The 14,997-nt window shown below is 73.0% G+C and carries 12 protein-coding genes; 9 read left to right on the forward strand and 3 right to left on the reverse strand.

The window, feature by feature from the left end:
- The 7 genes from VFH10_RS13090 to VFH10_RS13120 form a co-directional block, all read left to right on the forward strand.
- Nucleotides 1-423: SAV_6107 family HEPN domain-containing protein (locus tag VFH10_RS13090; protein WP_325129221.1), on the forward strand; the 423-nt coding region annotated here is incomplete at its 5' end.
- Nucleotides 424-441: 18 nt separating this feature from the next.
- The gene (locus tag VFH10_RS13095) at nt 442-4,506 is read left to right on the forward strand and encodes a DNA polymerase III subunit alpha (protein ID WP_325129223.1); all 4,065 of its coding nucleotides are present in this window, start codon (nt 442-444) and stop codon (nt 4,504-4,506) included.
- 28 nt (nt 4,507-4,534) lie between these two features.
- Nucleotides 4,535-5,311 (forward strand): methyltransferase domain-containing protein, encoded by a 777-nt coding sequence (locus tag VFH10_RS13100; RefSeq protein WP_325129224.1) that lies wholly within the window; start codon nt 4,535-4,537, stop codon nt 5,309-5,311.
- Between the two features lie 30 nt (nt 5,312-5,341).
- Nucleotides 5,342-6,541: a DNA polymerase IV gene (gene dinB, locus VFH10_RS13105; RefSeq protein ID WP_325129226.1), complete on the forward strand. Its 1,200-nt coding sequence runs from the start codon at nt 5,342-5,344 to the stop codon at nt 6,539-6,541.
- 398 nt (nt 6,542-6,939) lie between these two features.
- Entirely contained in the window at nt 6,940-7,476 is a 537-nt protein-coding gene (locus VFH10_RS13110; protein WP_325129228.1) for a hypothetical protein, read from the forward strand.
- A gap of 49 nt (nt 7,477-7,525) precedes the next feature.
- The gene (locus VFH10_RS13115) at nt 7,526-8,260 is read left to right on the forward strand and encodes a FliA/WhiG family RNA polymerase sigma factor (protein WP_325129229.1); all 735 of its coding nucleotides are present in this window, start codon (nt 7,526-7,528) and stop codon (nt 8,258-8,260) included.
- Between the two features lie 115 nt (nt 8,261-8,375).
- Nucleotides 8,376-8,819 carry a DUF3040 domain-containing protein gene (locus tag VFH10_RS13120; RefSeq protein WP_325129230.1) on the forward strand — a complete coding sequence of 148 codons (444 nt, stop codon included), beginning with the start codon at nt 8,376-8,378 and terminating at the stop codon, nt 8,817-8,819.
- A gap of 162 nt (nt 8,820-8,981) precedes the next feature.
- Here VFH10_RS13120 and VFH10_RS13125 read toward each other — a convergent pair whose 3' ends face one another.
- The 3 genes from VFH10_RS13125 to VFH10_RS13135 are packed head-to-tail and all read right to left on the reverse strand — an operon-like array spanning nt 8,982 to nt 13,706.
- Entirely contained in the window at nt 8,982-11,393 is a 2,412-nt protein-coding gene (locus tag VFH10_RS13125; protein WP_325129231.1) for a DUF3488 and transglutaminase-like domain-containing protein, read from the reverse strand.
- Nucleotides 11,390-12,679, reverse strand: coding sequence for a DUF58 domain-containing protein (locus tag VFH10_RS13130; protein WP_325129233.1), 1,290 nt, complete (start codon nt 12,677-12,679; stop codon nt 11,390-11,392). Before VFH10_RS13130 ends, VFH10_RS13125 begins: the two co-directional genes overlap by 4 nt.
- Before the next feature lie 13 nt (nt 12,680-12,692).
- On the reverse strand, nt 12,693-13,706 hold the full coding sequence (locus VFH10_RS13135) for a MoxR family ATPase (RefSeq protein ID WP_325129235.1): 1,014 nt from the start codon (nt 13,704-13,706) through the stop codon (nt 12,693-12,695).
- Nucleotides 13,707-14,118: 412 nt separating this feature from the next.
- Between VFH10_RS13135 and mraZ the strand changes: the two genes are divergently transcribed.
- Together mraZ and VFH10_RS13145 are read left to right on the forward strand one after the other, a co-directional pair.
- A complete protein-coding gene (gene mraZ / locus VFH10_RS13140) occupies nt 14,119-14,547 on the forward strand; it encodes a division/cell wall cluster transcriptional repressor MraZ (RefSeq protein ID WP_325129237.1) in 429 nt (142 codons plus the stop codon).
- A 269-nt stretch (nt 14,548-14,816) separates the two neighbouring features.
- Nucleotides 14,817-14,996 carry a hypothetical protein gene (locus VFH10_RS13145; RefSeq protein ID WP_325129239.1) on the forward strand — a complete coding sequence of 60 codons (180 nt, stop codon included), beginning with the start codon at nt 14,817-14,819 and terminating at the stop codon, nt 14,994-14,996.
- Nucleotide 14,997: the final 1 nt, after the last annotated feature.

Here is a 14,997-nt window from a genome sequence, read left to right on the forward strand (position 1 = left end):
GCCCGTGCCGCGGAGTCCCTGCGCGAGGCGATGACCGGCCACGACGTGCCGATGCGCTACGCCCACGCCCACGTCGCCGCGCTGCGCGCCACCGCCGCCCTGCTCGCCGCCCGTGCCACCCGGGTCCCGCCGAGCCGCACCGGCCGGCGCCGCCCCGCGCAGAAGAACGCCTGGGTGCTCCTCGCCGAGGTCGCCCCCGAGCTCGCCGAGTGGGCGGCGTTCTTCTCCGCGGGGGCGGCCAAGCGGGCCGCGGCCGAGGCTGGCTCGGTGCGCGCGGTGACCGAGCGTGAGGCCGACGACCTGGTCCGCGACGCCGACCGCTTCCTCGGCCTGGTCGAGGAGGCACTCGGCCTCACCCGGCACGCCCCCTTCCAGGAGCGCCTGCCCGCCTCAGCCGCGGCATCCTCCGTGCGAGCGAGCTGAGCCGTGCCAGATCCGTTCGTGCACCTGCATGTGGCGTCCGGCTACTCCCTGCAGTACGGCGCCTCCCATCCCCATGTCCTGGTCGAGCGGGCCGTCGAGCAGGAGATGGACACCCTCGCGCTGACCGACCGCGACGGCACCTACGGCGCGGTCCGCTTCGCCAAGGCTTGCCTGCAGGGCGGGGTGCGGCCGGTCCTGGGGGTGGACCTCGCGGTCGCGCCCTCCGGCCTGGTCCCGTCCGCGCTCCCTGGCTCACTCCCCGGCGGCGGCCCCGGCCGGCCGGGACGGGCGACCCGGACCCCGGTCCGGGGTGGCGCGTTCCGCGACCCCGGGCCCGCCCGCGGCGGTCTGCCGCGGGTCACCTTCCTGGGCGCCGGCAAGAAAGGCTGGGCCACGGTGTGCCGGCTGGTCTCGGCCACCCACCTGGCGGGGGAGCGCGGCACCCCGGTCACCAGCCTGGAGATCGTCGCCGAGCACCTCGCCGCCGGCGACGGCGAGGTGCTGGTGCTGCTCGGTCCCGGCTCCGAGCTGGGGCGGGCGGCCACGCTGCGCCGTGACGACCTGGCCCGGGCGGTGCTCACGGCCTGGCGTGAGGTCGTCGACCCCGCCGACCTCGTCGTCGAGGTGGTCTCCCACCGGCTGGCCGGGTCCGGCCCGGGGTCGTCGCCGCACGCCGCCCGGATGCTGGGGCTGGCCCGGGAGCAGCACCTCGCCGCGGTGCTCACCAACGCGGTCCGCTACGCCGACCGGGCCGACGCCGCCACCGTCGACGTACTCGACGCCGCCCGGCGGCTGGTGCCGCTCGACCTGCGACACGTCGATCGGGGCAACGCCGAGGGGTTCTTGAAGTCCGGCAAGCAGATGCACGAGGTGGCCGACGAGATCTGCCGGTTCGCCGGTCTCGGCGACAGCGGCGGGGAGGCGCGCCGGCTGCTGTCCCGCACCCGGGCGGTCGCCGACCGGTGTGCCGTCGACCCGCGCGCCGACCTGGGGCTCGGGGAGGTGCACCTCCCCGAGCTTTCGGTGATTGCGCCCGGCAGCTCCGGGCCGGGTCCCGGCGAGCCCGACCGACGGCGGGCGGCCGACCAGGCGCTGCGGGCCCGGTGCGAGGCCGGGATCGGCCGCCGCTACGGCAACGGTCCGAAGATGCGGGTGTGGAAACGCCTCGACGACGAGCTCGACGTGATCGCCCGGCTCGGCTACGCCTCCTACTTCCTCACCGTCGGAGACGTCACCGACCTGATCCGGCAGATGGGGGTGCGCTCCGCGGCCCGCGGCTCGGGCGCCGGCAGCCTGGTCAACTACCTGCTCGGCGTCTCCGGGGTGGACCCGCTGCGGCACAACCTGCTGATGGAGCGGTTCCTCTCCCCGCTCCGGCAGGCGCTGCCCGACATCGACATCGACGTCGAGTCCGCCCGCCGGCTCGAGGTCTACGAGGCGATCCTCGACCGCTACGGCGGCGAGCGCTGCGTGTGCGTCTCGATGATGGACACCTACCGGGTCCGGCACGCCGTCCGCGACGTCGGGGCCGCGCTCGGCATGCCCCTGGGCGAGATCGACGCGATCGCCAAGGCGTTCCCGCACATCCGCGCCCGCGACGCCCGGGTGGCGCTGCGCGAGCTGCCCGAGCTGCGGGCCTCGGGGCTGGGAGAGGACCGGTTGGACCTGCTGTTCCGGCTCGCCGAGCGTCTCGACGGCCTGCCCCGGCACATCGCCGTGCACCCGTGCGGCGTCATCCTCTCCGACGCCACCCTGCTCGACCGCACCCCGGTCGAGGCTTCCTACGCCGGCTTCCCGATGAGCCAGTTCGACAAGGAGGACGTCGAGGACCTCGGCCTGCTCAAGCTCGACGTGCTCGGCATCCGGATGCAGTCCTCGATGGCGCACGCCTTGGCCGAGATCCGCCGCGTCGACGGCGTCGAGGTCGACCTCGAGGACGAGTCGCAGGTGCCCTTCGACGACGAGCCGACCTTCCAGATGATCTCCACCGGCAAGACCCTCGGCTGCTTCCAGATCGAGAGCCCCGGCCAGCGCGAGCTCGTCGGCAAGTCCGGCATCGACACCTTCGAGGAGGTGATCGCCGACATCTCGCTGTTCCGGCCCGGACCGGTCAAGAGCGACATGATCACGCCGTACCTCAACGCCAAGCAGGGCTGGCGGATGCCGCACTACCTGCACGACGACCTGCGCCCGATCCTCGGCGAGACCCACGGCGTGGTGGTCTTCCACGAGCAGGTGATCGAGATGATCGCCCAGTTCACCGGCTGCACGCTGGCCGAGGCCGACGAGGCCCGCCGGGCCCTCGGCGACGTGGAGGGGATGGCCGAGACCAAGCTGTGGTTCTTCCCGCGGGCGGTCGGGCGCGGCTACTCCCGGCGGCTGGTCGAGGAAGTCTGGAAGGTGCTGGAGGCGTTCGCGTCGTTCGGCTTCTGCAAGGCCCACGCCGCCGCGTTCGCGCTGCCCACCTACCAGTCGGCCTGGCTCAAGACGCACTGGCCGGCGCACTTCCTCGCCGGCGTGCTGACCCACGACCCGGGCATGTACCCCAAGCGGCTGATCCTCGACGACGCCCGCCGGCTCGGCATCGCCGTGCTCGGCCTCGACGTGAACCTCAGCGAGAAGGAGTACGTCGTGGAGAAGGTCGGGATCTACGACGAGCCGCCCCCCGAGGTGCTCGGTCAGCCGCCCCGGCCGAAGCCGGAGGAGGGCCTTCCCGACGGGCGGGCCTACGGCATCCGGCTGGCGCTGGCGGAGGTGAAGGGGATCTCGGAGGCAGAGGTGCTGAGGGTGGTGGCGGCGCGGCCCTACCACTCGCTCACCGACTTCTGGCACCGCGCCCGGGTCTCCCGGCCGGTGCTGGAGCGGCTGGTGCTCGCCGGCGCGTTCGACTCCGTCTACGGCATCGGGTCGCCGGTGGCGGTCCGCCGCCGCGGCAAGGTGACCCGCCGCGACCTGCTTCTCCAGGTGGCCGACCTCGACCGGCACACCCGGGCGGTCGATCGGGCCAGCAAGGGCCGCGGCCGCGGGCTGGCGGCCCGCGGGGCACCACCGGGCGGCCGGGTGGCCGCGGCCGCGCGTGCCGACGAGGCCGCCCGCGCCAACAGCTCCGACGACCTGGTCCGCGCCCAGCAGCGCGACCAGATGGCACCCCGGCCGGCCGGCGCGCGGCAGGGCCGGGAGCCGTGGGAGGAGCCCTCCAACCCGGCCGACGCCTCGCACCTGCACCCGAGCCGGCAGAAGGCCGGGGTGTGGGAGCAGGCCGCCCGGCAGTCCCGGGCGACGAAGAAGGCCGCGCCGGTCACCTCGGTCCAGCTCGCCCTCGACCTGGGCGATGCTCCGGTCGACAGTCTCTACTCGGGGGAGGTCTCCGGGCTGCCGGAGATGAACGCCTCCGAGCGGGTCCGGGCCGAGCTGGAGATCCTCGGCCTCGACGTCAGCCATCACGTCGTGGACTTCTACGCCCGATTCCTCGACGACCTCGGGGTGACCCGGTCCGCCGACCTGCTGCACCGCCGCAGCCGGTCCGAGCTGTTGGTGGCCGGGGTCAAGGTCGCCACCCAGACCCCGCCGATCCGCTCCGGGCGACGCGTCGTCTTCCTCACCCTCGACGACGGCACCGGCCCGGTCGACGCCACCTTCTTCGAGGACGCCCAGGGACCCTATGCCGCCACCGTGTTCGGGTCCTGGCTGCTGCTGGTGCGGGGCGAGCTGCGCCGCACCGGCCGGCGCGGAGTCTCGCTGCGGGCGACCGGGTGCTGGGAGCTGTCCGCGCTGCACGACGTCTGGCAGCGCGAGGGTCGGGCCGGGGTGCGTGAGGTGCTGGCCGCGGTGCCCGAGGGCTTCGCGGGAGGAGCCGCGGAGGAGGCCACCCAGGGCGCGGCGGAAAGCCGGGCCACCCGCCCCGTCGTGGCCCGCCCGGGTGGTGCGGCCGGTGCGGCCGGTGGGATGGGCCGTCGCCGGGTGCTGGTGCACTCCAGCGGCTTCAAGATGTCGCCGTACGCCGACATCAAGCCCGCCGGCGAGGACGTCAAGGCCGCACCCCGCAAGCTGTGGCACTCCTCCCCGGGCAGCTCAGGAGGGTGACGAGCTTGCACCCCCTAGGGTTGTGCCCATGCCGGACCAGCACAGCGCCACGAGCCTGCAGCGCCGCAGCGCCGCCCGCACCGCGGTGGTCTGGGACGCCCTGCGGGGGGCCCTTGCTGACGCCGCCGGCGCCGACGGGGTGGCCCGGGTCGTCGACATCGGTGGCGGCACCGGCGGGCTCGCCGTCCGGGCCGCCGAGCTCGGCCACCGGGTCACCGTCGTCGACCCCAGCCCCGACGCCCTCGCGATCCTGGCCCGCCGGGCCGAGGAGAGCGGCGTCGCCGACCTGGTCACCGCCCACCAGGGCGACCTCGGCACCCTGGGGGACCTCGTGCCCGGGGGTGGGGTCGACGTGGTGCTCTGCCACGGGGTGCTCGAGATCGTCGACGACGTCCCGGCCGCGCTGGCCGCGATCGCCGGGGTGCTCCGTCCCGGCGGCGTGCTCAGCCTGCTGGTCAACCAGCGGCACGCCGCCGTCATCACCCGGGCGATGGCCGGTCACTTCGGCCAGGCCCGCGCGATCCTCGACCACGAGCCGGACCCGGCCGGCAGCGGGCAGCCGGGCGGCACGGGCCGCCGGTTCACCGCCGAGGAGGTCACCGCGGTGCTCGACGCCGCCGGGTTCGACACCCGGGCGATGCACGCGGTGCGGGTCTTCGTCGACCTGGTGCCGAGCTCGCTGGTCGACCTCGAGCCCGGTGCCGCCGAGCGGCTTGTCGAGCTCGAGCAGGCCGTCGCGGAGCGGCCGGAGTACCTCCCGCTCGGCACCCAGGTCCACACCCTGGCGGCCCGCCGGGCGGGCTGACCGACCCCACCTCATCGACCGGGGGCGGTCGTGATCGGACCCGTGGTCGACCGGTCCTGGGACTGCCCGGTCCTGCACGCCGACATGGACGCCTTCTACGCGTCGGTGATGCTGCGCGACCGGCCCGAGCTCCACGACGTGCCGGTCGCGGTCGGCGGCGGGCACCGGGGTGTGGTGCTCTCGGCCAACTACCCCGCCCGGGTGCACGGTGTCCGGTCCGCGATGCCGATGACCCGGGCGCGACGGCTCTGCCCCGGGCTGGTCGTCGTCACGCCCGACTACGACGTCTTCAGCGCGGTGTCGTCCTCGGTGATGGAGACGTTCCGGCAGGTGACCCCGGTGGTGCAGGTGCTCTCCCTCGACGAGGCGTTCCTCGACGTGTCGGGGTCGGTACGCCGGCTCGGGTCGCCGTACGCCATCGCCGAGCACCTGCGCGCCCGGATCCATGACGAGCAGCGGGTCGCCTGCTCGGTGGGGGTGGCGAGCACGGTCGGCACCGCCAAGCTCGCCTCCCGGCGGGCCAAGCCCGACGGCGTGGTGGTGGTGCCACCGGAGGCGGTCACCACCTTCCTGCACCCGCTCGGGGTCGAGGAGCTGTGGGGCGTGGGTGAGAAGACCGCCACGCTGCTGCACCGGCTCGGGCTGATGACCGTCGGCGACGTGGCCCACACACCGCTGCCGACGCTGCACCGCGCGGTCGGGGTCGCGATGGGCACCCAGCTGCACCAGCTGGCCTGGGGGCACGACAGCCGCACGGTCGTCGCACGTCGCAGCCTCGACGAGCCGGACAAGAGCATCGGGGCCGACGAGACGTTCGGGCGCGACACCGACGACCACGAGGTGATCCTCCGCGAGCTGCTGCGGCTCTCGGCCAAGGTGGCCGGTCGGATGCGCACCGCACAGGTGGCCGGCCGCACCGTGACGCTCAAGGTGCGCTTCGCCGACTTCACCACGATCACCCGCACCCGGACCATGGGCGAGGCCACCGACGTGACCCAGGAGATCTACCGGACCGCGGCCGAGCTGTTCGGCGCGCTCGGTCTCCAGCGGGCCCGGATCCGTCTCGTCGGCGTACGCGTCGAGGGCTTGTTGCCGCGAAGCCGGGTGCAGCGCCAGCTGGTGCTCGGTGCCCGGGAGCACGGCTGGTCCGAGGCCGACCGCGCCGTCGACCGGGCGATGCTGAGGTTCGGGGACCGGGCGGTGCGACCGGCCACGCTGCTGGGGGAGTGACGCCGGCACCGTCAACGGGCCCGGGAAACGCCGCGGCCCCCGGTCCGTCTCGAGATCGGACTGAGGGCCGCTGTGCCGGGTGCACCGGGGGGCTGGTGCGTTCCGGCTCCACGGTCGGCAGGGGGGTTGCTTCCCGTGGGTGGGAATCGTGAGCTCTCAGCGTCGCTCCTCCCAAGAGCGGCGCTGTGAGTCAGTCACAGGAAGCATCGGCGCCCGGCCGACCATGCTTGATAGTCAGAACGAACTATTTGGGAAAAACCGTCCGGCCAGGCGTGGACAGATCCCCGCACACACCGACAAATGGTGGGAGGGTTGACAGCGTCCGGCCATGTTGAAGAAAACTGCATGGCACGCCACGGATCGTCATCGCTCCGCCCCGACGAGGTGTCACCGGCATCATGAGCAAGCAACCACGGCCCGCGCCGGGCGCCGTTCCCGGGTTCGAGGACCCGCCGCGGCACTGGTCCGAGCTGTCGCTCGACGGGCTGCGCGGCTACCGCCGCCGCCTCGCCGACGAGGAGGAGCGGGTCTCCTACTGGCGCCGTCTCGTCCACGCCCGCATCGACGTGCTGGAGGCCGAGGCGCACCACGAGCGTCCGCTGCACATCGACGAGCTGGTCCGGGTCCTGGGTGACACCGGACAGGGTCGCGGCCGGACCGCGCTGGTGAGCGTGCACGCCGCCGAGCCGCTGCCGGACCTGCCGATCCTGCAGGAGATGTGGGTGACCGAGCTCGACGCCAACGACGCGGAGGCGGTGGCGGACGCGCTGCGGCGACTCCGGGTCGCCGAGAAGCAGCTCACCGACTACCGGCACGCGCTGCACGTCCGGCTGGACGACGCGACGGCGGAGCTGATCCGCCGCTACCGGGAGGACCCGGCGAGTGCGTTGGTCGCCCTGGCCCGTCCGCACACCCGCACCGGGAGGCTGGCATGAGCACCCCACGACGCTGCTCGCTTCGCTCGCACCGCCGCGGGGGCCCCTCATGACGCCACCGGTCGAGCAGGACTCCGTCCTGCAGCTGTGGAAGGAGTACCAGCGGACCGGCGACACGATGCTGCGCAACCGGCTGGTGATGCAGTACGCGCCGCTGGTCAAGTACGTCGCCGGCAGGATGCGCACCCGGCTGCCCGACACCGTCGACCAGGACGACCTGGTCTCCGACGGCGTGCTCGGCCTCATGGACGCGGTGGAGCGGTTCGACCCCGGTCGCGGCCTGACCTTCCAGACCTTCGCGGTGCCCCGGATCCGCGGCGCGATCATCGACGGGATGCGCGCGATGGACTTCGTGCCGCGGTCGGTGCGCGACAAGCTCCGCGTCGTACAGCGCGCCCAGGCGGCCCTCGAGGAGCGTCTGGGCCGGATCCCGGAGGTGGAGGAGGTGGCCCGCGAGGCCGGCATGCCGGTCCACCAGGTCCGCGACCTCACCAAGCAGGCCTCGGGCAACCACGCCAGCCTCGAGGACTTCGACCTCGCCGACGAGCTCGCCTCCGCCGCCGACCACGCGGTGGAGCAGGGTGACGACAAGGCGCTGCTGATGAAGGTGGTCCAGGAGCTGGCCGAGCGCGACCAGGTCGTGATCGCCCTGTACTACTTCGAAGGCCTGACCCTCGCCGAGATCGGCCAGGTGCTCGGCGTCACCGAGTCCCGGGTGAGCCAGCTGCACAGCCGCGCGACCGCCACGCTGCGCAACAAGATCGTGGCGCTCGACACCGCGTAGGCCAACCGCGCAGGCAGGTGGCCAGTCCCGCAGCGTGAAATTTTCTGGGTCGGGTACCGCGGTATTGAAGTGCTGCCTAGACTGACACCATCAGGAACGCTGGCGGGAGGTAGCCGTGCCGCTCTCGGAAGAAGAGTTGCGACTGCTCGAGCAGATGGAACGCGCACTTGTCGCGGAGGATCCCAAGCTCGCCTCGACGATGCGGGGCTCCAAGCTTCGTCACCAGCAGCGCCGCCGCGCCTACATCGCCGCCGGTGCGTTCGTCCTCGGCGTCGTGGTCCTGATGACCGGCGCCATCACCTCCCAGACCATCGTCGGGATCGTCGGCTTCGTCGTGATGCTCGGGGCGGCGTACGTCGCCCTCACGTCCTGGCGTGGACAGGCCCCGGCCCAGGAGGGTGAGGCGCAGGTCGACCCGCACGCACCGTTCACGCTCATCGACGGCGGCCGGAGCGGCAAGCGTGGCGCCAAGCCCGCACGTGGCCGGCAGTCGCACGGCTCGATGATGGAGCGCTTCGAGGAGCGGTGGCGCCGCCGTCGCGACCAGAACGGCTTCTGAGCCCTCCGCCCGCGCAACCCACGACGCTCACCAGACCCGGCCCAGGCCGGGTCTCGTCATGTCAGCGGCGTACTCCCCGCGGTGATCTGCCGGTTCCCGTGGTGAACTCGCCCCGGGAAGCGGGCAATTCACTGGGGACCTAGTGAATTTGCCCCCACCCCGTCAGACCGCGCGGTCCACGCCGGGCTCGTCGAGCCGGGCGCGCGCGGCGCGTCGGCGGGCGTCGCTGGAGGCGGTCCACTGGGCGACCAGGGAGGCGGGCAGCCAGGTGGCGCGGGTCCGGGCCCGGCGGCTCGCCCCGGCGCGCATCGCCTCGACACAGGTGTCGACGTCGGCCTGGGCGGCACCGACCTCGGCCTCCGACGGGGGCACCCGCCGGGCGTAGCGGGCCAGCTCGACCAGCCGGACCAGCCGGTCGAGCGCCCGGGTGGCGTCGGGGTTGGCGTCCGGTCCGCGCTGCTCGGCGCGGGCCAGCGCGTCGTCGTCGGCGCCGGGCATCGCGAACGACGTGACCAGGCCGCGGGCCCGGGAGCGCACGGTGACGGTGTCGTCCCAGGCGATGCCGAGGTCGAGGGCGCTGTCGCGCAGCTCGGCCCAGGAGGCCTCGGCGAGCTGGACCGGGTCACCGGCATCCTCCCAGCGGCGCCGCCGCAGCCAGGCCCGCAGCGAACGGGGCAGGGCGGCCAGCGCGACGACGGCCAGCAGACCGCCCAGCCACGCCAGCACGGCGCGGAGGTCGATCCCGCCACCGCCGCCGCCGGCGCCCCCGCCGGCCGCGACGGTCGGGTCGTCGAACCGGTTCAGCTGGCTCGGCTGCGGTGACGAGGACGACGTCGGTGCCGACGGGTCACTGGGCGCGACGTCCTGACGGGTGTACGTCGGGACCGAGTTGGCCCGCACGCCGGGCGTCGGTTCGAAGCGCACCCAGCCGACTCCATCGAAGTACATCTCCGGCCAGGCATGCAGGTCGTGCGAGCTGTAGACGTAGGTGCTCTCGCCGCCGTCGTCGGGCCGGAGGAACCCGACGGCCACCCGCGACGGGATCGCGAGGGAGCGGCCCATCAGGGCCATCGCGGTGGCGAACTGCTCGCAGTAGCCGCTCCTCCGCTCGGTCAGGAACGTCTCCAGCTCCTCGAGGCCGTTGCCGGGTCCGACCTCCAGGGAGTAGTCGAAGCCGCCCTCGACGCGGAAGAACTGCTGCAGCGCCACCGCCTTCTCGAACTTGGACTCGACCGAGTCGGTGACGCTGCGGGCCAGCTCGGTCACCGACGCGGGCATGTCCGGCAGCTCGGTCATCGGCCCGAAGACGGTGGCCGGCGCCGGCCCGGCGTCGGCGAGCTCGGCGGCGGACGGGCTCACCCGGAGCGCGTCGAGCGAGTAGCTGATCCCGCCGGTGTCCTGCCCCTCGGCGGCCGAGATGAAGTCCAAGGTCCGGCGGTCGTAGCGCCAGTCGCCGGGTGCGTTGATCGCGACGACCGGGTACGGCGCCGGCAGCCAGCGGGACTCGAAGTCCGGGTTGACGTCGATCCGCCACGGGAACGTCTCGCGCTCGATGCCGGCGTCCAGGCCGGGCGGGCGGGGGACCAGGCCGTCGGCCCGCTGGGTCTGCGGGATGGCCCGTCCGGCCGGGCGCCACGCCTCGCCGTCGAAGCGGTCGAGCACCGTCGTCCGCAGGTACGACGGGTCGGGGTCCGAGGTGGTCACCCGGACCAGGTCGACGTCGAGCCCGCGGGACAGGTCGCGCTGCATGTTGGTCATCGGGTTCGACAGCGACACCGAGTCGCCGCCGCCACCGGGTCCGTTGCCGAGCCCGTCGAACAGGCTCACCGTGAAGGTCGGCACGAGCAGCGGGACGACCACGGCCAGCCCGGTGGCGGTGGCACCGATCTTGCGCGCGGAGGACCACAACGCCTGGCTGCTCACCTCGGTGCTCTGGCTGTCGAAGATCCGGCCGCCGGTGACCTGGCGGCCCCAGTGGCCCAGCCGGGTCGCCTCCTGGGCCGCGATGAGGAACAGGAAGCACATCGCCCCGACCGCGAACTTCACCCACGAGACGCCGCCGTCGAGGATGCTGATCGGCGCGGTGTACGCCGCCAGGAGTGGGAGGCCGGCCACCGGCGCGTGCCGCAGGCCGCAGGCGATGAAGTCGACGAGCAGCAGGGTGGCCGCGCCGGAGACGATCAGCAGCGGGGCGAAGCCGACCACGCTGGCCGGGACCGGTGCCGCGAAGGCCCGGGCCACCTCGGCCGCGTCGGCGAAGGTCGTGGCGACGAGCCTGAGCGAGTCGCCGGTCGGCACCCAGCCGCCCCAGGCCTCCTCGCCCGCCCAACGGTGGTGCAGCCAGCCACCCACGACGATGACCTGTCCGAGCAGCACCGGCACGGCGGGCACCCGCGCGGCCCGGAGCAGCGCGCCGGTGGTGGCCACCAGCACCCCGGCCCAGGCCAGCGGCACCATGTAGGCGCTAGGACGTTCGGAGAACGGCGTCCAGGCCAGCAGGGTGACCCAGGTGGTCAGCGCCGCCAGCGCCGAGACGAGGGTGGTGGCGGGCAGGCCGAGATGGCGGTTCCTCACGACACGCCCCGGGGGGTGAGGGCGGTCGCTCGGGTGCCGACCCGGGTCTTCCCGAGCAGGCCGAGCTCCTGCCAGGTCGACGGCACCGGGTCCTTCGGGCCGGCGGACACCGCCCGCCACCCGTGGCCGGTGAGCCAGGGCACGACCGGGGTGCCGGCCACGACCTGGTGGGCGCGTCCCCAGGCGGGTACGTCGAGGGTGAACGCCATCGCCGCGGCCGCCGAGTGCCGCATCCGGGTGAGGATCGGCTGGTCGTGCTCGGCGACCAGCCCGAGCACGCCGATCAGGAGCCCGGAGTGCCCGCCGTCCTGCAGCCACTTCACGTCGATGTGCGGGTGCGTCACCTCGGTGACCACGGCCAGCGACTCGAGCAGCGGACCGGTCTCGGCACCCATCGCGCCGTGCTCGTGCCACTGCGGTGCGGACTCCTCGCCGGCCGCGGTCACCAGCCGCACGTTGAAACCGCGTTGGATGAGGTGCACCCCGATCGAAGCCGCGACCACCACTGCGTGCTCGAGCGACGAGGCAGCGCCGGAGCCGGCGTGCGCGATCTTGCGGTTGTCGAGGAACAGCGTGGCGCGGGACTGCCAGGGTTGCTCCTCGCGTCGCACCATCAGCTCGCCGGCGTGCGCACTGCTGCGCCAGTGCACGCGCCGCAGGTCGTCGCCCCGGCGGTACTCCCGCACCGTGACGTCCTCGGCACTGCCGCTGGCGAAGGCGCGCGGCCGGTTGTCACCGGAGCCGGTCCAGGCGCCCGACAGCGGCACCGGCGGCAGTGGGATCACGCGTGGTGTCACCACCAGCTTCGACACGGTCTGGAAGGTGCGGTCCAGCTCGACCATGCCGAACGGGTCGCTGAGCCGGACCTTCATCGGGCCGACGGTGAACTTGCCGCGCACGTCGGAGCGCACGACGTAGCCGATCTGCCGCTTCCACCGGGGCCCCATCCGGTCGACCACGAACCGCGGACGGCTGCCGAGCACGTAGGGGACCTGGTCCTCGAGCAGCAGCAGCCCGGTCGGCATCCGGCCGTCGTTGGTCAGGTCGATGGTCACCCGCGACTGCTGGCCGGCCGTGACCTGTGAGGGGGTGAGCGTGCGCACCAGACCGAGCCGGTAGCGGCTGCGACCCAGGAACCACGCGGTGGCCAGCGGCACCAGCACGAGCAGCGCGCCGACGCGCACCAGCTCGTCGTAGCCGAGGAAGATCGCGCACACCGTTGCGGTGATCCCGGCGGCGAGGAACGCCCGGCCTCGGGTGGTCAGGGCGGACAGTGCCTCACGCATGGTGGTCGATCCTCTAGGAGGTGCGTCGGCTCTCGGGCATCGGCACGCCAGCCACGATCTGGCGCAGCGCCGCCTCCGGCGTACGGCCGCTCATCGACGCCTCCACCGTCGGCAGCAGCCGGTGCGCGAGCACCTGCCCGGCGAGGTCCTGGACGTCGTCGGGGATGACGTAGTCACGCCCGGCGATCGCGGCCGAGGCCTTCGCCGCGCGCACCAGGTGCAGCGTGGCGCGAGGAGAGGCACCGAGCATCAGCTCGGGGGAGCGCCGGGTGGCGGTCGCGATCGCGACCGCGTAGCGCTGCACGGCGTCGGAGACGTAGACGTCGCCGACGATGGCGATCAGCTTGCGGATCTCGGCGGCGTCGGTGACGGGCTCGAGGTCGTCGAGGGGGTTGGTCCGGGTGTGGCTGTCGAGCATCGCGATCTCGGCCGCCTCTACCGGGTAGCCCATCGACACCCGGGCCATGAACCGGTCGCGCTGCGCCTCCGGCAGGGCGTAAGTGCCCTCCATCTCGATGGGGTTCTGGGTCGCGACGACCATGAACGGCGCCTCGAGGTGGTATGTCGAACCGTCGACCGTGACCTGACGCTCCTCCATGCACTCGAGCAGGGCCGACTGCGTCTTGGGGCTGGCGCGGTTGATCTCGTCGCCGACCACGATGTTCGCGAAGACCCCGCCCGGACGGAACTCGAACTCGCGGGAGTCCTGGTTGAACACGGAGACGCCCGTGACGTCGGAGGGCAGCAGGTCGGGGGTGAACTGGATCCGCCGCACCGAGCAGTCGATGGAGCGGGCCAGGGTCTTGGCGAGCATCGTCTTGCCGACGCCGGGCACGTCCTCGATGAGCAGGTGGCCCTCTGCGAGCAGAACCACGAGCGCCAGCTTCGCCACCTCGGGCTTGCCCTCGATGACCTTCTCGATGCCGGTGCGGACCCGGCCGGTGACCCGGGCCAGCGTGTCGAGGTCGGCGCCGCCGCCGGCCGAGCCGGTGCTGCCGCCGTGCGTCTGCGCTCCTGTTGAGGTCACGCGCTCCTCTTCCTGTCCTCGGCCACACCGGTGCGGTGTCTCCCCCTGATCGGTGGAGGTAGTCAACCTCATCCACCGACGGGCTGTCACCGCTCCCCGCGAACCCAGGCGGACACCGTTACCAGGTCGTTGGCCGACCGGGCTACCTCCCAGTGTGCCGAGCCGGACCACATCCCGGCACCCGCACGCCCGAGGGGTCTGCTCCACGGTCCCCCCACTTCGCTCCACCGCGGCTCGCCACCCGCTCCACCCGCCCGGCCGGCGTCCCTGCGGCGCCCGAGACAGCCTCCGAAACAGCCCCGAAACACCCGCTGGAAACGGTGGAAATGGTTGACGGTGGAGGGAAGTGGAGTAGAGTGGGGCGCAGTGGAGGAGAGGGAGCCTCTTTCGCATCGAGCTGGGGAGGGTGCTGATGTTCTTCGGCACCTACACACCCCGGCTCGATGACAAGGGGCGCCTGTTCCTCCCGGCGAAGTTCCGGGACGAGCTTGCGGAGGGTCTTGTGGTCACTCGAGGGCAGGAGCGCTGCCTCTACGTGTGGTCGATGGACGAGTTCGGCAAGCTCACCGAGCGGCTGCGCGAGGTGCCCGTCACCAACAAGGCCGCGCGGGACTACGTCCGCATGTTCTTCGCCGGCGCCTCCGACGAGACGCCGGACAAGCAGGGCCGCGTGACCATCCCGCCGATGCTGCGGGACTACGCGTCGCTTTCGAAGGACTGCATCGTCATCGGGGCGATGAACCGGGTCGAGATCTGGGACGCCGCCTCGTGGCAGACCTACTCCGACGAGCAGGAACAGGCCTTCGCGGACCTGTCCGAGGACCTCTTCCCGGGCCTGTGACAGCCGCCACGACGACTCAGCCAACCCAGACAACTCAGACAACCGAACAGCGGGCTCACCGAAAAGGGTCGCCGGGCGAGGTCTTGCGTCCGCCCCCTCGGAGCCGTCTGGCACACCTTCCCCGGTGCCAGAAGGCAACTTCCCTCCGAGACGGGCGGACGCCGGACCTGGTTCGGCGAACCGACGAGAACACCGAGATCTCCGTGAGACCCGCGCGACCAGTACATCTGCCACCGGCCCCCTCGGGGCCAACCCGAGGGGTCGAGCTCATGAGCAGCACGTCACTGGCACAGCGGCTGACGCCGCCGCGTCCGCAGCCGAAGGCGGTACGCCGGGTGCGGCACGAGGTGCGCGACGGGATGGCCGTCATCGTCTTCACCGCCGCCGCGTCCACGGCGCTGGCCGGCGCGATGCTCCTGCTGGTCACCCTCGCCGGGCAGGGCGCCTAGC

Source organism: Nocardioides sp. (genome assembly GCF_035697785.1).
GTDB lineage: Bacteria > Actinomycetota > Actinomycetes > Propionibacteriales > Nocardioidaceae > Nocardioides_B.

What these genes read in the sequence shown, in the direction of transcription:
- VFH10_RS13100 (WP_325129224.1), top strand. Translation starts at nt 4,535, where the DNA reads ATGCCGGACCAGCACAGCGCCACGAGCCTGCAGCGCCGCAGCGCCGCC.
- VFH10_RS13110 (WP_325129228.1), top strand. Translation starts at nt 6,940, where the DNA reads ATGAGCAAGCAACCACGGCCCGCGCCGGGCGCCGTTCCCGGGTTCGAG.
- VFH10_RS13115 (WP_325129229.1), top strand. Translation starts at nt 7,526, where the DNA reads ATGACGCCACCGGTCGAGCAGGACTCCGTCCTGCAGCTGTGGAAGGAG.
- VFH10_RS13130 (WP_325129233.1), bottom strand. Translation starts at nt 12,679, where the DNA reads ATGCGTGAGGCACTGTCCGCCCTGACCACCCGAGGCCGGGCGTTCCTC.
- mraZ (WP_325129237.1), top strand. Translation starts at nt 14,119, where the DNA reads ATGTTCTTCGGCACCTACACACCCCGGCTCGATGACAAGGGGCGCCTG.
- VFH10_RS13145 (WP_325129239.1), top strand. Translation starts at nt 14,817, where the DNA reads ATGAGCAGCACGTCACTGGCACAGCGGCTGACGCCGCCGCGTCCGCAG.